Annotated in this window: 13 protein-coding genes; all 13 read left to right on the forward strand. The window is 63.3% G+C overall.

Translation table 11 applies throughout. The annotated features are described in order from the left end of the window. Window positions 1–180: 180 nt before the first annotated feature. A complete protein-coding gene (locus tag QF015_RS15790; RefSeq protein ID WP_429390100.1) occupies window positions 181–1,026 on the forward strand; it encodes a sugar phosphate isomerase/epimerase family protein in 846 nt (281 codons plus the stop codon). Window positions 1,027–1,084: 58 nt separating this feature from the next. Continuing rightward, on the forward strand, window positions 1,085–2,092 hold the full coding sequence (locus tag QF015_RS15795) for a Gfo/Idh/MocA family protein (protein WP_429390101.1): 1,008 nt from the start codon (window positions 1,085–1,087) through the stop codon (window positions 2,090–2,092). Window positions 2,093–2,267: 175 nt separating this feature from the next. Then, window positions 2,268–3,806, forward strand: coding sequence for an ABC transporter substrate-binding protein (locus tag QF015_RS15800; RefSeq protein WP_429390102.1), 1,539 nt, complete (start codon window positions 2,268–2,270; stop codon window positions 3,804–3,806). Between the two features lie 6 nt (window positions 3,807–3,812). Continuing rightward, entirely contained in the window at window positions 3,813–4,754 is a 942-nt protein-coding gene (locus QF015_RS15805; RefSeq protein WP_429390103.1) for an ABC transporter permease, read from the forward strand. After that, complete coding sequence (locus tag QF015_RS15810) at window positions 4,751–6,637, forward strand: dipeptide/oligopeptide/nickel ABC transporter permease/ATP-binding protein (protein ID WP_429390104.1); 1,887 nt, start codon at window positions 4,751–4,753, stop codon at window positions 6,635–6,637. The genes QF015_RS15805 and QF015_RS15810 overlap by 4 nt, the downstream gene beginning before the upstream one ends. Beyond that, window positions 6,634–7,521 (forward strand): ATP-binding cassette domain-containing protein, encoded by an 888-nt coding sequence (locus QF015_RS15815; protein ID WP_429390105.1) that lies wholly within the window; start codon window positions 6,634–6,636, stop codon window positions 7,519–7,521. Before QF015_RS15810 ends, QF015_RS15815 begins: the two co-directional genes overlap by 4 nt. Window positions 7,522–7,610: 89 nt before the next feature. Continuing rightward, the gene (locus QF015_RS15820; protein ID WP_429390106.1) at window positions 7,611–8,447 is read left to right on the forward strand and encodes a sugar phosphate isomerase/epimerase family protein; all 837 of its coding nucleotides are present in this window, start codon (window positions 7,611–7,613) and stop codon (window positions 8,445–8,447) included. 24 nt (window positions 8,448–8,471) lie between these two features. Continuing rightward, window positions 8,472–9,638: a Gfo/Idh/MocA family protein gene (locus QF015_RS15825; RefSeq protein WP_429390107.1), complete on the forward strand. Its 1,167-nt coding sequence runs from the start codon at window positions 8,472–8,474 to the stop codon at window positions 9,636–9,638. A 121-nt stretch (window positions 9,639–9,759) separates the two neighbouring features. Further along, on the forward strand, window positions 9,760–10,806 hold the full coding sequence (locus QF015_RS15830; RefSeq protein WP_429390108.1) for a LacI family DNA-binding transcriptional regulator: 1,047 nt from the start codon (window positions 9,760–9,762) through the stop codon (window positions 10,804–10,806). 110 nt (window positions 10,807–10,916) lie between these two features. Continuing rightward, window positions 10,917–12,323 carry a glucuronate isomerase gene (gene uxaC, locus QF015_RS15835; protein WP_429390109.1) on the forward strand — a complete coding sequence of 469 codons (1,407 nt, stop codon included), beginning with the start codon at window positions 10,917–10,919 and terminating at the stop codon, window positions 12,321–12,323. A gap of 59 nt (window positions 12,324–12,382) precedes the next feature. After that, window positions 12,383–13,681, forward strand: coding sequence for a mannitol dehydrogenase family protein (locus tag QF015_RS15840; protein WP_429390153.1), 1,299 nt, complete (start codon window positions 12,383–12,385; stop codon window positions 13,679–13,681). Between the two features lie 60 nt (window positions 13,682–13,741). Continuing rightward, on the forward strand, window positions 13,742–14,971 hold the full coding sequence (gene manD / locus QF015_RS15845) for a D-mannonate dehydratase ManD (RefSeq protein WP_429390110.1): 1,230 nt from the start codon (window positions 13,742–13,744) through the stop codon (window positions 14,969–14,971). Next, entirely contained in the window at window positions 14,961–17,240 is a 2,280-nt protein-coding gene (locus tag QF015_RS15850; RefSeq protein WP_429390111.1) for a gluconokinase, GntK/IdnK-type, read from the forward strand. Before manD ends, QF015_RS15850 begins: the two co-directional genes overlap by 11 nt. Window positions 17,241–17,549: the final 309 nt, after the last annotated feature.

The following is a 17,549-nucleotide window of genomic DNA, read 5'->3' on the forward strand; positions in this document are numbered from 1 at the left end:
TGGCTCATCCGGCTGTGACCGCTGCCACACCGTTGCTCAAGAGTGCCACACTATGGCAGGTTGTGGCAATCGGTTGTCATGATCCTGCCAAAATGGCTACACTCGTGGGGACAAGACACTCCTGTGAACTGGATCACCGCGCTTCGATCGGTGGCATCACGGGACTACCAAGGAGAATTCGTGACCCACCCCCATGCCGTGTGGAGCCTGTCCGGTTTCGGCGACGAAGTAGATCCAGATCCCACCATCCAGGCCGCAGTGCTGCTGGCCCTCGGCGCCAGCCACATCGAAGTGCGCAGCGCTTGGGGCACCAACGTCTCCGAACTGGAGCCGGAAGCCGTTCAGCGGTTGAAGGGAATCCTCGACGGGCAGGGCCTCAAGGTCTCTGCGGTCGCCAGTCCCATCGGCAAGGTGGATGTCAGCCTCCCCGTGGAGCACGAGGTCGCAAGGCTCCGCCGGATCATCTCCGTAGCCAAGGGGCTGGACGCCAAGTACGTCCGGATCTTCTCGTTCTACCGGGGCGAGGGCCGGAGTCAGGAAGAGATCCGGGATGCCGTCATGGAGCGCATGGCTGCGCTGGCTGCAGAGGCCGCTGCCAATGATGTGATCCTGCTCCACGAAAATGAGAAGGGTATCTACGGCGACACCCCGGAACGTGTCCTGGACATCATGGAAACAGTGAACTCGCCGGCACTGCGGGTCGCGTGGGACAACGCCAACTTCGTCCAAGTGGGAGTCAAGCCCTACACCGAGGGCTACGCCCTGCTGCGCCCGTACCTCGAGTACCTCCAGGTCAAGGATGCGATCGCCACCACGGGCGAGGTAGTTCCTTCCGGCGAAGGCGACGGTGAACTGGAGGCCACCATCGCTGCGCTGGCCGCCGACGGCTACACCGGTTTCGCTTCGTTGGAACCGCACCTGGCCAGCGCCCACGAACTCGGCGGCTACTCCGGCCCCGTGGCCTTCGGCATCGCGGCCCGGGCCTTCGCCGGCCTCGCCACCAGGAACGGCGTCACCCTCGCCTAAGCACGGCAGGGCCATCAGCAGCACTATCCGGCAGCATCATCCTTCGAAGGAGCAGGACATGCCTACAGCGGCAATCATCGGTTGCGGTGACATCTCCACCGTCCATTCAGGGGCACTATCCACGCTGGACAACGTGGAATTGGTGGCCGTCTGCGACATCGACCCCGGCAGGTTGGAGGCGGCGGCAGCCGCCCACGGCGTCACCGGCTACGCGGACTACCTGGACATGCTCGAGCAGGTGCGTCCCGACGTCGTGCATGTTTGCACGCCGCACCACCTCCACGCCTCGGTGGCGGCCGACTGTCTTGAGCGCGGAGTCAACGTCATTGTCGAGAAGCCGCTCGCGCACACGCTGGAAGAGGGACAGCGGCTGATTGAGGTGGCGGAGCGGAGCCCGGCGAAGATCGCCGTCTGCTTCCAGAACCGTTACAACGCGACGTCGCAAGCCATGCGTGAATTGCTCGACGGCGGCACGCTGGGTCAGGTGGTTGGCGCCTCGGCCACTGTGATGTGGCATCGGGACGGCGGCTACTACCGAAGCCGGCCGTGGCGTGGAACGTGGGCTGAAGGTGGTGGCGGGCTCATGATGAACCAGGCCATCCACACAGTCGATCTGCTCCAGTGGCTGGTGGGTGACGTGGCGAAAGTTGAGGGCCGGGCTTCCACCCGTGCCCTGGCCGGAGTGATCGAAGTGGAGGATACGGCGGAGTTTGTCGCCGAGCATGTCAACGGCGCCCGCAGCGTTTTTTATGCCACCTTGGCCAATGCCGTCAATGCGCCGGTGACGTTGGACATTGTCACGGAGAAGGCCGTTCTTAGCCTGCGGGGCGACCTTACGGTGACCCACGCCGATGGGACCGTGGAGGTGATCCCTGAACGGGTCGCCGACACGGGTGGCAGATCCTATTGGGGGGTCTCCCACGAGCTGTTGATCGCTGACTTCTACGCCCGGCTGGGCGACCAGGGGAAATTTTGGATCGATCCGGCCGAGGCTGGAAAGTCACTCCGGATCATCAAGGACATCTACGCCCAGAGCTACCCGGAAATGCTGGAACGCGTGGGCTGAGAGGCCTCCCCGCCACGGCTTGGCAACAATCTAAGAAACTTTTGACAATCGGTTGCCAAGCTCGGCCAAAGTCCGTACTGTAAATCCCACAACCAGAAAATGTGGCCCAGGCCACAGCCCTTGTTCTGATCGGAATCCGTTCGCATCAGGCAAAAAGACTCAGTAGGAGCCGACAATGAAGTTAGGTCCCAAGGCGGCAGCAGCCGCCCTCGTACTCAGCGCCTCCCTGGCGCTCACGGCCTGTGGTGGCGGCGGAACCGGTGCTGGAGCTGGTTCGACTGCCGGCGGCAAGACCGTCACCGCCCTGACGCTGGGCACCCTGCGTGACCTCACGTCCTGGGACCCGGCCCAGGCCCACGTTGGCCATGCGTTGCAGCCCTACCAGGCAGCCTATGATTCGCTGATCCTCCGCGAACCGGACGGCAAGCTCAGCCCCATGCTGGCAACAGCCTGGAAGTACAACGACACCAACACCAAGCTGACCGTGGACCTCCGCACCGATGTCACCTTCAGCGATGGAGCCAAGTTCGACGCCACGGCAGCCAAGGCCAACCTGGACCACTTCAAGAAGGCCAACGGCCCGCAGATGGCACAGTTGAGCTCAGTCTCCGACGTCGCCGTAGTGGACGCCGATACGATCGACATCAACCTCAGTGCTCCCGAGCCGGCCCTGGAATTCTTCCTCAGCCAGGCCGCCGGCCTGATGGGCAGCCCCGCAGCGCTGGGCACCGATGCCATCAAGACTGTTCCAGTGGGCTCCGGCCCGTACGTCATGGACAAGGCAGCCTCCGTGAAGGACTCCCAGTCGGTCTTCACTGCCCGCGAAGGCTACTGGAACAAAGACCTGCAGAAGTACAAGAAACTGACCCTCAAGGTCCTCCTGGATCCCACCGCCCGCACCAACGCGCTGGTTTCCGGCCAGATTGACGCCACGCTCCTTGACCCCAAGAACGGCAAGCAGGCCGAAGGCGCCAAGATGAAGCTTGAGACCAACCAGGTTGACTGGTCCGGACTGCTGCTGTTGGACCGCGACGGCACCAAGAACCCGGCGCTGGCCAACGTCAAGGTCCGCCAGGCCATCAACCACGCCTTTGACCGCAAGACCATCCTCGACCAGGTCATGCTGGGCCAGGGCACTCCTACCTCGCAGCCGTTCGGCAAGGACAGCGGAGCCTGGACCGAAGAGCTGGAGAACTACTACAGCTACGATCCCGGGAAGGCCAAGCAGCTCCTGAAGGAGTCCGGTTTTGAGGGCAAGGTCAGCATTGATGTTCCCACCCTCCCGGGCGCTGAGACCCTGATCTCGGTGCTCAAGCAGCAACTCGCGGATGTCGGCATTACGTTGAACCCGGGTGCAGCCATCACCAACACCTTCACCTCGGACGTTGCCGCCCAGAAGTACCCTGCGCTGTTCTACAACCTCTTCCAGGGGGAGCCCACGGTGGCAATCGACCAGATCGTCTCCACCAAGGCGCTGTACAACCCGTTCAAGACCACCACCCCCGAGCTCGAGGCCAAGATTGCGGCCGTACGCACGGGTGGCGAAGACGCCGGCAAGCTCGCCCAGGAAGTCAACAAGTACGTCGTGGAGCAGGCCTGGTTCGCCCCGCTGTTCCGCGTGAACCAGATGTACTACCACAACGACAAAGTGAACGTCACGCCGCAGGCGCAGCAGGCCGTTCCGTCCATCTACAACTACTCGCCTGCCAAGTAGGAACCCATGATCAAGTTCATTGCGAAAAGGCTGGGCAGCGGTCTGGTGGTGTTGTTCGTGGTCTCGGTGCTCACCTTCACCCTGCTGTATACCTCCAGCGGAAGCATTGCCCAGAACATCCTGGGCGACCAGGCAACACCTGAACAGGTCGCCTTGAAGGAACAGGAACTGGGACTCGACCAACCGCTTCTCGTCCGCTATTTCGCCTGGTTGGGCGATGCCCTGACCGGCAACCTTGGAGCCTCCTGGTTCACGTCGGAGCCGGTGGCGAACTCGCTGGCAACCCGGATCCCCGTGACCATGACCATGGTCTTCACCGCAATGATCCTGATCGCCATCTGCGCTGCACTGATCGGTGTTGCCGCGGCCGTCAAGCGCGGCTGGGTGGACAGGCTGGTCCAGATTGGGGCGATCGTGGGGGACTCCATTCCTGGCTACGTGATCGGCGTGTTCCTGGTGACCATCCTGGCCATACAGCTCGGCTTCTTCCCGGCCACCAGCACCATCTCACCCGAGGTGGGGCCGGAGGCCTGGGTTTACTCGATGACCCTTCCGGTGATTGCGCTGCTGATCAACGGAGTGACCGGTGGTGCGCAGCAGATCCGCTCGGCCGTCATCAAGCAGCTGGAACGCGACTACGTCCGGACGCTGCGCAGCCGCGGTATTGGGGAGCGTGAAATCCTCTTCAAGCACGTGCTGCGCAGCGCCGCACCCGCAGGCCTGACCGTTCTGAGCCTGCAGTTGATCGGCATGCTGGGCGGCGTGGTGATCATCGAGCAGATCTTTGCCCTCCCGGGAATGGGTCCGCTGGCTGTTGCCGCCACCACCCAGACCGATCTTCCCGTCGTCATGGGAGTGGTGATGTACACCGTGGTGGTGGTCATCGTCGTAAACCTCCTGGTGGACATCCTCAATGGCTGGCTCAACCCGAAAGTACGTGTGTCATGAGCGACTCCATAGATTCAGCTGCAGTTGCAGCAGACGCCACTGGCCTCGCGGCGAAACCGGAACCAGGCCAAAGCGGCACGGTGGTCCGTTCGACGGTCCTGCGGCGCCTCCTGAAGAACCCCATGGGTATCTCCTCGCTGGTGATCCTGCTGACCATCGCGGTGTTGGCCATTTTCGCCCCGGTGATCGCGCCCTTCGAAGAGAATTTCGCCAACATCTCCAAGACCCTGGCCGCGCCGGATTCAGTCAATATCCTCGGCACCGACAGCGCGGGCCGCGACACCTGGAGCCGCCTGCTCTTCGGAGCGCAGCTGACCTTGTTGTCCGCGTTGCTGTGTGCCGGTGTGGCTATTGCCATCGGACTTCCTGCGGGACTGATCGCCGGATACTATGCCGGAAAGTTCGAGGCAGTTTCCAACTGGGTGGTCAGCATCCTCATGAGCCTGCCGGGCCTGATTGTCCTGCTCACCATCCGCGCAGCCTTCGGGCCCTCGGTGTGGATCTCGATGATTGCCTTCGGCGTCCTGATCAGCCCTTCCTACTTCCGGCTGACACGTACCGCAGTGCAGTCGGTCCGGAATGAGCTCTACGTCGATGCCGCCCGGGTTTCCGGCCTGTCCGACCTGAGCATCATCGCCCGCCACATCTTCTCCGTGGTCCGCGCACCGATCATCATCCAGACCGCGGCCATCGCCGGCGTGGCGATTGCCATTCAGTCCGGCTTGGAGTTCCTGGGCCTGGGCGATCCCACCAAGGCAACGTGGGGCGTCATGCTCTCCGAAGGCTTCAAGAACGTCTACCTCACGCCCACCCTGCTGCTCTGGCCGGCCCTGGCCATGGCGCTCACCATCGGCGGGCTGGTCCTGCTGGGCAATGCCATCCGCGATGCGCTGGAAGACGGCGAAAAGATCAAGCACCCCAAGAAGCGTGCAACCGCCACGGCAGCAGGTGCGGGTTCTTCTGCAACCACGACGGCGGACCCCGCCACGGCGCGCCCGTCACGGAAGTCCGTGGCCGCCGTCGAGCGTGGAACCGAACACCACTTGGTCAAGGTGACCAACCTCGGCGTCGGATATCCGCAAGCTGATGGCTCCATCAAGAAGGTGGTGGACGACGTGTCGTTCCACGTGGACCGCGGCGAAATCCTGGGCATCGTGGGCGAATCGGGTTCGGGCAAGTCCCAGACCGCCTTCTCCATCCTGGGCCTGCTGCCGGACAACGCACGGATTGTGGACGGTTCCATCCAGTTCGACGGCAACTACACTGTTGCCCCGGGCGATGACCGCGTCAGCCAGGAACGGTTGTCCAAACTGCGCGGCAAGCGGATTTCCTACATCCCCCAGGAGCCGATGAGCAACCTGGACCCGGCCTTCACCATCGGCTACCAACTGGTGACCCCCATGGTCCGGGTTTTGGGAATCAGCAAGGCAGAAGCCCGCCAGCGTGCCATCAAACTGCTCACCGACGTCGGCATCGCCAACCCGGAACGCACCTTCAACGCCTACCCGCACGAAGTCTCCGGAGGCATGGCACAGCGTGTGCTGATCGCCGGAGCCATCAGCTGCGAACCGGACCTGGTGATCGCTGACGAACCCACCACCGCCCTTGACGTCACAGTCCAAGCCGACGTACTGGACCTGCTGCGCGAGCTCCAGCAGCGCCTGAACATCGGCGTCATCCTGGTGACCCACAACTTTGGTGTCGTCGCCGACCTGTGCGACCGCGTGGCCGTCATGCAGAACGGCAGGCTCGTGGAAGAAGGGACCGTCCGGGACATTCTCCGGAACCCGAAAGAGCAGTACACGCAGACTTTGCTGGGGTCCATGCTCGAAGGAAAGACGCCCATGACCATGCTTGTTTCACAGAAGGAGTCGGTGGCATGAGCGCCTCGCTTGACCTATCGCAGAAGTCCCCGCTCCTTTCCGTGGAGGACCTGGTGGTCGAATACCCCAGCAAGCGGTTCAGGGCCAAGCCGTTCCGCGCGCTGACGGACATCAACATCACCATCGGCCAAGGCGAAACCCTGGGGCTGGTAGGGGAGTCCGGCTCAGGAAAGACTACGCTGGGCCGGGCCGTGCTGGGCCTTGCCCCAGTGACCGCCGGCAAGGTGATCTTCGAAGGCAACGACATCAGCAACGCCTCCCGCAAGGAACGCCGGACGCTGAGCCGTGACCTGCAAGTGGTGTTCCAGGATCCGTACACCTCACTGAACCCCGCGCTGGAAATCGGTGACATCCTGGCCGAGCCATTGGGTGTCCAGGGGATGGATGCTGCCGCCGCCAGGAAGCGCGTCAAGGAACTGCTGGACCAAGTGGGCCTGCCGTCGGATGCGATCCACCGCCTGCCCCGCGAGTTCAGCGGGGGCCAGCGCCAGCGCGTGGCGATCGCCCGGGCCTTGGCATTGTCCCCGAAGCTGATTGTCTGTGACGAGCCGGTCAGTGCACTGGACCTCTCCACCCAGGCCCGCGTGCTGGATCTCTTCCTGCAAATCCAAAAGGACACCGGCGTTTCGTACCTCTTCGTGTCCCACGACCTCGACGTCGTGCGGCACATCAGCCACCGTGTCGCTGTCATGTACCACGGTGAAATCGTCGAACAAGGTCCGGCGGAGATCGTCACACGGGACCCTGAACACCCCTATACCCAGCGGCTCTTGCTGGCTTCGCCCGTGCCGGATCCTGACCGTCAGGAACAGCGCCGCGCAGACCGGCACCGGCTGATGGCGAACCAGCGCAGCCAGAACGAACAGGCCGGTGCCGTGGCCTGAATGGCCGGGGCATCCAACAGACACCCATCGGCCCGCACCAAGGGCCGGAACTTTCGGAGGAAAAAGTGGCCACAATAGGCGTACAAGCGATGATGTTGAAAGACAGCTTCGCGGAAGTCGGGGCGTTTGAGACGCTTCGCAAGGTCAGCGCGATCGGCTACAACGCCGTCGAGATTTCCCAGATCCCCATGACCCCGGACAACGTTGACGAGCTGGACCGTTCACGGTCGGAGTTGGGCATGGACATTGCCGCGCTCTCCGTGAACATCGAAGGCCGCAAGGGGATGCCGGTGGAATCGCTGGCGGACAATTTCGACAAAATCGTGGACGATGCCAAACGCCTGGATACCTCCTTGCTGCGGATTGGCATGTTGCCCTTTGGTGCCATGAAGTCCCTGGACTCCGTGATTGAGTTTGCCAAGCAGGCCAACGGCTATGCGGAGCGCCTTCAGGAACATGGCCTCAGCCTCTACTACCACAACCACCACATCGAGTTCGCAAAGTTCGACGGCACGTACATGCTGGACATCATCGCCGACAACTCGCCGGCCATGGGCATGGAAATCGACGTCCACTGGGTACAGCGCGGCGGCCTGGACCCCGTCCGTACCCTCGAAAAATATGCGGGAAAGACGGCCATGGTGCACCTCAAGGACTACAGGATCGGCCAGTTGCCGGACTCGTCCTTCGGTCTTCTGGAGAAGGGCGACTTCCCCGGATTCATGGTGGACTTCCGCAACGTGGTCCAGTTCGCCGAAGTAGGCGAGGGCAACCTGGACTTCCCGTCGATCGTTCCCGCTGCGGTGGCTTCCGGCGCCCAGTACCTCCTGGTGGAGCAAGACGAGCTGTATGGCCGCACCGTATGGGACGCCCTCCAGACTTCGTACGACAACCTGGTGGCCATGGGCCACGGCGACCTTTTCTAGACCTCAACACAGGAGATTGCATTCATGAGCAAGAAAGTACGCCTCGGCATTATCGGCCTGGGCCAGCAGGGCGGCGCCTACGCCAGGTTCATCGCCGAAGGCCTCGTCCCGAACATGGAGATCGGTGCCATCTGCGACATCGATCCTGCCAAGAAGGAAACCGCTGCCTCCCAGTATCCGGACGTCCCGTTCTTTGAGGACTACATCGCGATGCTGGAGAGCGGTTCCGTGGACGCGATCGTCACCTGCGTACCGCACTTCCTGCACCCTGAAATGGGAATTGAGACGCTCAAGCGCAACATCCATGCCCTGGTGGAGAAGCCCGCCGGCGTCTACACCAAGCAGGTCAAGGAGCTCAACGAGTTCGCGGCCTCCAAGCCGGAACTCTCTTTCGGCATCATGTTCAACCAGCGCAACAACCCGCTGTACAAGAAGCTCAAGGAAATCGTCGACAACGGCGAGATCGGCAGCATCCGACGCAGCAACTGGATCATCACCAACTGGTGGCGCCCGCAGGGCTACTACAACTCCAGCGAATGGCGCGCCACCTGGGGCGGAGAAGGCGGCGGAGTACTGGTCAACCAGGCACCGCACCAACTTGATTTGTGGCAGTGGATCTGCGGCGTCCCGAAGTCCGTGTACTCGAAGGTGGCGTTCGGCTTCCGCCGGGACATCGTCGTCGAAGATGAGGTGACGGCCGTTGTGGACTACGGCGACGGCGCCACGGGCGTTTTCGTGACAGCCACCCACGACATTGTGGGAACCGACAGGTTCGAAATCCTGGGCGACCAAGGCAAGATCGTGGTGGAAGACAGCAAGGTGGCTACCGTCACGCGGCTGGTCAGGCCGGAACGGGAAATCAGCGACTCCATGGACATGGAGGGTGTCCGGAAGCTCTTCATGGGGCAGTTGAACCGCGATGAGCTCTACAGCAGCGAGGTCATCGAGTTCGAATCCGTCTGGGGAGGCCAGCACGCCGGCGTCCTGGAGAACTTTGCCGCCAACATCCTGGACGGTACTCCGCTGCTTGCCCCGGGCTCCGACGGCATCAACGGTGTCCGCCTGGCCAACGCCATCCACCTGTCCGCCTGGACCGGCAGGGAAGTGTCCCTGGATTTCGACGAGGACGAATTTCTGCAGGAATTGAACAAGCGCATCGCCGAAGAGGGCAAGTTCCCCGAGCGAGGCTGAAACGCCGCGCTTGAAACGCCGCGCTTGAAACGCCGCGCCTGAAACGGCGGAAAAGGGGCCGGTTGCCGATTTCGGTTGGCAACCGGCCTGTTTTTGTTGCCATGCGGTCTACGATGGAGCGGTGACTGACGTGACGAGCACCGGAGCAGCAACAGCCCCCCCTAAACGTGGACGGGGCGAGAAGTCCTCTGCCACCATCTACGACATCGCCAAGCTTGCCGGGGTGAACCCGTCCACGGTGTCGCGTGCCCTGAGCAAGCCCGGCCGTGTCAGCGCCAAGACGCAGAAGATCATCGAGGACGCCGCGGCGGAGCTGAACTACCAGGTGAATCCCTTCGCCCGGGCCCTCCCTACCGGCCGCACCCAGACCATAGGCCTCATCGTCGCGGATATCACCAACCCCACGTTCTTCGACATTATCCGTGGGGCCGAAACGACCGGTTCTGCCCGCGATTACACGCTGGTTTTGGCGGAATCCGCAGAGTCGCCGGAAACGGAAGTGACCGCTGCCCGGAGACTGTTGAGCACCGTGGACGGCCTCATCCTGGCCAGTCCCCGCATGGACGATGACCAGATCCGCGCCCTGGCTGCGGACAAGCCCGTTGCCGTCATTAACCGCGAGATTCATGGCGTCCCGTGTGTTGTCCCGGACGTCAACAAGGGCATTAGTGAAGCGGTGCGCAGCCTGGCCGCCAATGGGCACGCGAAGCTCGCGTACGTTGCGGGCCCCAAGCAGTCCTGGATGACGGCCCGCCGCTGGGATGGCGTCAAAGCCGCCGCGGAATGGTCCAAGCTCACTGCCGTGCGCCTTGAATCGTCAAAACCAACGGTCGACGGCGGCCGGCAGGTTGCGCGCGACGTCCTGGAAAGCGGCGCGACGGCCGTGATCACGTACAACGACCTCCTGGCCATTGGATTGATGCAGGAACTCCAAGCCGGTGGCATGCGCGTTCCTGACCAGATCAGCATTGTTGGCTTCGATGACATCTTCGGCGCCGACTTCACAACTCCTGCCCTGACCACGGTGCGCTCACCATTGGGGGAGTGCGGCACCCGCGCGGTGACCATCCTGCTGGACATGCTGCAAGGCCACGATGCCCCCGACGAAGCAGTCCGGGTGGAAACAGAACTCGTGGTGCGCGGCTCCAGCGGGCGGCTCCTGGCCTGAACCCATCCGGCCAGTTCATCCTCAGTCCTGAGAAACATCCTGGCAACAACTAGTTGGCAATTTTTGGCAACCGGTTGACAAAAGTTGGCCTTGACGGTGAAGATTGATCCATGTCACAGTCCATCGCCGCACACCCTGACAGGCTCCTGCCCGCAGATCCCGGGACGCGCAGCATCGCGCGGTCCTTGCTGGAGCGCGTCCAGGACCTGCCCATCATTTCTCCGCACGGCCACGTTGACGCCGCTGTCATCGAGCAGAACACGCCCTTCCCTGATCCTGCTGCGCTTCTGGTCAGCCCGGACCACTACGTCACCCGCCTGATCCACGCCAACGGTGTTCCGATGGACCAGTTGCTGGCCGGCACCGCGTCCGCACCGGAGTCGCGGGAAATCTGGCGGACTTTCGTTGACGCCTGGCCGCTCTTCGAGGGCACGGCGTCCGGCTACTGGCTGCGCACCCAGTTCGACAACGTCTTCAAGCTGGGTGCCGACCTCAGTGAGCTGCCAGCAGATGCAAGCTACGACGCGATTGCCGCCAAGCTGGTGGAGCCGGACTTCCGCCCGCGCCAACTCTTCAAGGACTTCAATATCGAGGTTCTGGCCACCACGGATGATCCGCTGGACAACCTGGCGAGCCACAAAGCACTGACCGAGGATCCCAGCTTCAATGGTCGCGTCCTGCCCACGTTCCGCCCGGACGCCTACCTGAATGTTGCCCACCCCGGCTGGAGCGCCAACGTCGACCGGCTCATCGAGACCGCGGCCGACGGCGCAACCGGCTACGCCGGCTACATCGCAGCCCTGGAAAACCGCCGTCGTTATTTTGTGGACCATGGCGCGGTCTCCGCGGACCATGGCGTCCGGACCCCGGCGACGCTCAAGTTGGACCCTGCCGAAGCCGAAGCGCTCTTTGAGCGGGCCCGTGCCGGCAAGGCCACAGCTGAAGACCGCGATGCTTTCGAGGCCCACATGATGTACCAGATGGCCCGGATGTCCGTGGAGGACGGCCTGGTCATGACCATCCACCCGGGGTCGTACCGGAACCACCACGGGCCCACCTTCGAGAACTTCGGCGCCGACACCGGGCACGATATTCCGTTCGCAGTGAATTACACGGAGGCCATCCGGCCGCTGCTGCAGGACTTCGGCACGGCCAAGGACTTCCACCTGGTCCTGTTCACGCTCGACGAAACGGTCTTCTCCCGCGAACTGGCGCCGCTGGCCGGCTTCTACCCCTCCGTGTACATCGGTGCACCGTGGTGGTTCCTCGACGCCCCCGATGCCATGCTGCGCTTCCGCTCGGCCGTCACCGAGACCGCCGGTTTCTCGCGCTCCTCAGGTTTCATCGACGACACCCGCGCCTTCTGCTCCATACCGGCACGGCACGACGCGTCACGGAGGATCGAAGCCGCCTTCCTCGCGCGCCTCGTCGCCGAGCACCGCGTGACCGAAGACCGCGCGCACGAGCTGATTCTCGACGTCGTCGATTCCTCGCCGCGCAGGGTGTTCAAGCTGTGAGCGGCCACCCTCCGCGCCTTAACCGCCAGGTTTCGCCCGCAGCCAAAGCTCCGGTCCGGATGGTGCACCTTGGCCTCGGTGCCTTCCACCGCTCGCACCAGGCCTGGTACACGCAGCACGCCGGCGACGCGGGAGAGTGGGGCATCGTCTCCTTCACTGGCCGCCGTCCCGACGCTGCTGATGTCCTCGCCGCGCAGGACGGGCTGTTCACCGTGGTGGAGCGTTCCGATGCGGGCGACTCCTTCGAGTTAGTGGGAAGCATCGTCGAAGCTGTGGATGGCGCCAACGTCCGCCGGTTGGTTGACCTTGTGGCCGCGGCGCAGACGGCCCTGGTGACCCTGACCATCACGGAAGCGGCCTACGGCCTCGGTGCCGCCGACGTGCCACTGCTGCTTTCCGGTCAAGAACCCGCCACACCGCTGGGCCGCTTGGTCCTCGGGCTTGCCGCCCGCAAGGACGCCGACGCCGGTCCGCTCGCCGTGGTTTCCTGCGACAACCTCTCGGACAACGGAAACGTCGCCAAGGATGCCGTGCTGGGTATCGCACAGGATGTCGACGCCGGCCTGGCTGCCTGGATCGAGTCGAACGTCAGCTTCGTGAGCACTTCCGTCGACCGGATTACGCCGCGAACAACGGCTGAGGACCTTGCCTTGGTGAGCGGGAAGTGCGGCTACCGGGACGACGCGCCGGTGGTCACCGAGCCGTTTCGGAATTGGGTGCTGAGTGGGGACTTCCCGGCCGGCCGGCCACGATGGGAAGACGCCGGGGCCGTCTTTGTGGACGACATCGAGCCCTACGAAAACCGCAAGCTCTGGCTCCTCAATGGTGCACACTCGATTCTGGCCTACGCGGGCCAGCTGCGGGGGCACGCCACGGTGGCCGAAGCGTTGGCCGACCACGTGTGCTTGCAGGCTGTCGAAGAGTTCTGGGACGAAGCCGCCAGGCATCTTTCCGGCGCGGATCTGCGCGTTCCGGAGTATCGGGCAGCGCTCCTGGAGCGCTTTGGCAACTCCCGGATCGCACACCATTTGGCGCAGATCGCCCTGGATGCCAGCACCAAGCTGCGCATGCGGGCCCTCCCGGTGCTCCGCGCCGAACGCGCCGCGGGGAGAAGCGGTGAAGCCGCGGCCAGGATGATCGCTGTGTGGTCCGCCTTCGTAGCGGGTCAACCGGGACTTCAGGATCCCCAAGCTGCAGGGGTGGCCGCAGCGAACCAGCTGACAGGCGGGGAGCGCACTGCTGCGCTGGTGGCCCTGCTGGATGCCCGGCTGGCCGGGGACCGTGAGGTGGTGGAGATGATTCATGAGCTCAGCCAGGAGTTTGACCTGCTGGACACGCGGGCAGGCCTCCGCCACTAAGGCAATCGGTTGCCGCTGGCGGCAATCCAACCTACTATCAAATCCCCGAAAGGAAAAGCTGTGAAAATCATTGCCGCTGACGTCTTTGTGACCAGCCCCTCCCGCAACTTCGTCACCCTCCGCATCACCACCGAGGACGGTGTCACGGGCATTGGAGACGCGACGCTGAACGGCCGCGAACTCGCCGTCGCTGCCTACCTCAAAGAGCACGTGGCGCAGCTGCTCATCGGTAAGGATCCGCATCGGATCGAGGACACCTGGCAGTTCCTGTACCGCAGCTCCTACTGGCGCCGCGGACCGGTCACCATGGCGGCCATTGCCGCCGTCGACATGGCGCTGTGGGACATCAAAGGCAAGATGGCCGGCATGCCGGTGTACCAGCTTCTGGGTGGAGCGTCCCGTAACGGACTGCGCGCCTACGGTCACGCCTCGGGCTCGGACATCCCTTCCCTGTTCGACTCGGTCCGTGAGCACCTGGAACTCGGCTACAAATCAATCCGCATCCAGACCGCCGTCCCTGGCATCAAGGCTGTCTATGGCGTGGCAGCACAAGCCCAGGCCTCCGGTGAACGCTATGACTACGAGCCCGCCGGCCGGGGCAACTTCCCGTTGGAAGAGGACTGGGATACCCGCGCCTACCTGCGGCACCTGCCCGGCGTTTTCGAAGCCGTGCGCAACGAGTTCGGTCCCGAGATCCCCCTGTTGCACGACGGCCACCACCGCATGACGCCCATCCAGGCCGCCAAGCTCGGCAAAGCACTGGAACCGTACGACCTCTTCTGGCTGGAAGACTGCACCCCTGCCGAAAACCAGGAAGGCCTGCGCCTGGTCCGCCAGCACACCACCACCCCGCTGGCCATCGGTGAAATCTTCAACACCGTGTGGGACTACCAGACCCTCATCAAGGAACAGCTGATCGACTACGTCCGCGCAGCCTCCACCCACTTCGGCGGCATCTCCCCGCTGAAGAAGGTCATGGACTTCGCCGCGCAGTACCAGATCAAGTCCGGCTTCCACGGACCCACGGACATCTCTCCGGTAGGTTTTGCCGCGCAGTTGCACGTCGGCCTGGCCATCCACAACTACGGGATCCAGGAATACATGCAGCACTCGGACAAGACCAACGAGGTCTTCCAGCAGTCCATGACCTTCAAGGACGGCTACCTGCACCCCGGCGACAACCCCGGCATCGGCGTCGAGTTCAATGAGGAAGCAGCGGCGGCGTTCCCGTACCAGCAGGCTTACCTGCCCTACAACCGCCTCGTGGACGGCACTGTTCATGACTGGTGACCTGAATTCCCGCCATCACATCGTGGTGATGGGCGTGGCCGGCTGCGGGAAGAGCACCGTTGGTGCCGCGCTCGCGGACCGTATTGGCGCTGAATTCCTCGACGGCGATTCGCTGCACCCCCAGTCGAACATCGACAAGATGGCCTCGGGTACTCCGCTGAACGACGACGACCGCGCACCATGGCTGGCCGAAATCGGCAGGCGGTTCCCGGCGTCGAAGTCTGCTCTTGTCATCGCGTGCAGCGCGCTCAAGCGCTCGTACCGGGACATCATCCGCAGCGCCGATCCGTCAGTGGTGTTCGTCCATCTGCAGGGAACCCGGGGGTTGCTGGATGCGCGCATGAACGCCCGCCCCGGGCACTTCATGCCGGCCTCGCTGCTGGACTCACAACTGGCTGCGCTGGAACCGCTGGAGTCCGACGAAGCCGGGATCGTTGTGGACATCGCATCGCCCGTGGAGGACATCGTGAAGGACGTACACACCGCGCTGACGAGCGTTTCAGCGGCGTCGGCTGAGTCGATGAGGACCGGCCCGTTCCTGGTGGATCTCAAGGCTGCTCCGTTCAACCTGGACGACGCCGCGGTGGAGTGGGTGGAGAACACCATTGGCTCCATGACGCTGGAGGAGAAGATCGGCCAGCTGTTCATCAACCACAACAACGATTACTCCGCGGAGTACCTCGATAGGGTACTGGAGAACTTCCACGTGGGTGGCATGCGGTACCGGCCTGGCCCCTCAGCGGCCGTGCAGGAACACATCCGCTACGCCCAATCGAAGACCCGGATCCCGCTACTCATTGCTTCCAACCCGGAAATGGGTGGGGCGGGCAGTTGCGACGACGGCACCTTCGTGTCCACGCATCTGCAGGCCGGCTCGCACCCGGACAAGTCCATCGCCCGGCAAATGGGTCAGGTGGCCGGCGTCGAAACCGCTGCCCTGGGCTGCAACTGGGCGTTCGCACCGATCGTGGACATCCACTACAACTGGCGGAACACGGTCATCTCAACCCGCGCCTTTGGCAACACCCCGGAGATCGTTGTGGAGCGGGCCAAAGAGTACTTCGACGGCATCAGCGAATCACCCACGGTCTGCGCCATGAAACACTTCCCGGGCGATGGCGTGGACGAGCGCGACCAGCACGTGGTCACCTCGTACAACACCCTTGGCTATGACGAGTGGAACAAGACCTACGGGCATGTGTACCGCGAAATGATCGGGCACGGAGTGCAGTCCATCATGGTGGGCCATATTGGTGCACCCGAGGTCGCACGCCATTTCCGTCCCGGTATGGCGGATTCCGAGGTGCTGCCGGCAACGCTTGCTCCGGAACTGCTGCAGGATCTGCTCCGCGGCGAACTCGGCTTCAACGGGCTGGTCCTGACGGATGCCTCCTTGATGGTGGGCCTGACGCAGGCAATGAAGCGGCGCGACCTGGTACCTGCCACGATTGCCGCGGGTTGCGACATGTTCCTGTTCTTCCGGAACCCCGGGGAGGACTTCGGGTACATGCTGGACGGCTACAAGTCCGGTGTCATCAGCGATGGTCGTTTGCAGGATGCCTTGCGGCGGATCCTCGGCCTGAAGGCAAGCCTGGGACTGCACCTGCGGGATGACCTGGTCCCACCCGTGGAGGCCCTGGGTGTTATCGGCAGCGAGGCCCACCGCGACATCGCAGCGGAGATCGCCGACAAGACCGTCACGCTGGTGAAGGACACGGCCCACAACCTGCCGATTACTCCCCGGACGCATCCCAGGATCCGTCTCTACGGCATTTCGGGCGGAGCCGACTTCACCCGCGCAGATCCCCTGGCATACCTGGACACGGTCCGGGAAGAACTGGAAGCTGCGGGCTTCGAGGTCAGCGTGTTCAAGACCGCCGAGCAGCACGAAGCCGCCGGGGAGGCCGGCATGAACTTCATGCGGGTCGTGTCCGAGGAAGCCACCGGCGACTACGCGGAGCGTTACGACGCCGCCTTCGTGTTCGCCAATGTGAAGGGTTTCGCGCAGGAGGCTGCCATCCGGATCAAGTGGTCCTCACCCATGGCTGCCGAGATCCCCTGGTACTCCACGGAAGTTCCCACGGTGTTCGTCTCCTTGAACCAGCCGAACCACCTGATCGATGTGCCCATGGTCAAGACGGCCATCCACGCCCATGCGGGAACGCGCGAGGCCATTCGCGCCACCATCCGGAAAATCCAGGGCAAGTCCGCCTTCCAGGGGACGTTCAACCAGAACGTGTTCTGCGATTCGTTCGACACCCGCCTCTGATTTTCCTGTTCCAGCAGGGAAGAAGTTCCGCCCCGCCATCACGGAGGGACGGCCTGAACCCGGTACCGCTCACAAGCGGGGCCGGGTTTTCCTGCGTTCTGGAGGTGTCCCGATGTCGTGGCCAATTATTGTGAACGCTAACAACGATTCAAGTCAATAGCCTCGGGAGCGGTTCCTGTCCGCAATCAATTCGTGATCCACAGCACTTGACCAACGGTAATGTTAGCGTTCACAATGGCATTCGCACCACCTTTCAGTGGCTAGTGTCGCCCCACGGCACGCAAGCCCACACCGCTTTACCGTGCCGGA

The sequence above is a fragment of the Paenarthrobacter sp. TE4293 genome, from assembly GCF_050435325.1.
GTDB lineage: Bacteria > Actinomycetota > Actinomycetes > Actinomycetales > Micrococcaceae > Arthrobacter > Arthrobacter nitroguajacolicus_C.

What these genes read in the sequence shown, in the direction of transcription:
- QF015_RS15795 (WP_429390101.1), top strand. Translation starts at nt 1,085, where the DNA reads ATGCCTACAGCGGCAATCATCGGTTGCGGTGACATCTCCACCGTCCAT.
- QF015_RS15800 (WP_429390102.1), top strand. Translation starts at nt 2,268, where the DNA reads ATGAAGTTAGGTCCCAAGGCGGCAGCAGCCGCCCTCGTACTCAGCGCC.
- QF015_RS15805 (WP_429390103.1), top strand. Translation starts at nt 3,813, where the DNA reads ATGATCAAGTTCATTGCGAAAAGGCTGGGCAGCGGTCTGGTGGTGTTG.
- QF015_RS15810 (WP_429390104.1), top strand. Translation starts at nt 4,751, where the DNA reads ATGAGCGACTCCATAGATTCAGCTGCAGTTGCAGCAGACGCCACTGGC.
- QF015_RS15815 (WP_429390105.1), top strand. Translation starts at nt 6,634, where the DNA reads ATGAGCGCCTCGCTTGACCTATCGCAGAAGTCCCCGCTCCTTTCCGTG.
- QF015_RS15820 (WP_429390106.1), top strand. Translation starts at nt 7,611, where the DNA reads ATGATGTTGAAAGACAGCTTCGCGGAAGTCGGGGCGTTTGAGACGCTT.
- QF015_RS15825 (WP_429390107.1), top strand. Translation starts at nt 8,472, where the DNA reads ATGAGCAAGAAAGTACGCCTCGGCATTATCGGCCTGGGCCAGCAGGGC.
- uxaC (WP_429390109.1), top strand. Translation starts at nt 10,917, where the DNA reads ATGTCACAGTCCATCGCCGCACACCCTGACAGGCTCCTGCCCGCAGAT.
- QF015_RS15840 (WP_429390153.1), top strand. Translation starts at nt 12,383, where the DNA reads ATGGTGCACCTTGGCCTCGGTGCCTTCCACCGCTCGCACCAGGCCTGG.
- QF015_RS15850 (WP_429390111.1), top strand. Translation starts at nt 14,961, where the DNA reads ATGACTGGTGACCTGAATTCCCGCCATCACATCGTGGTGATGGGCGTG.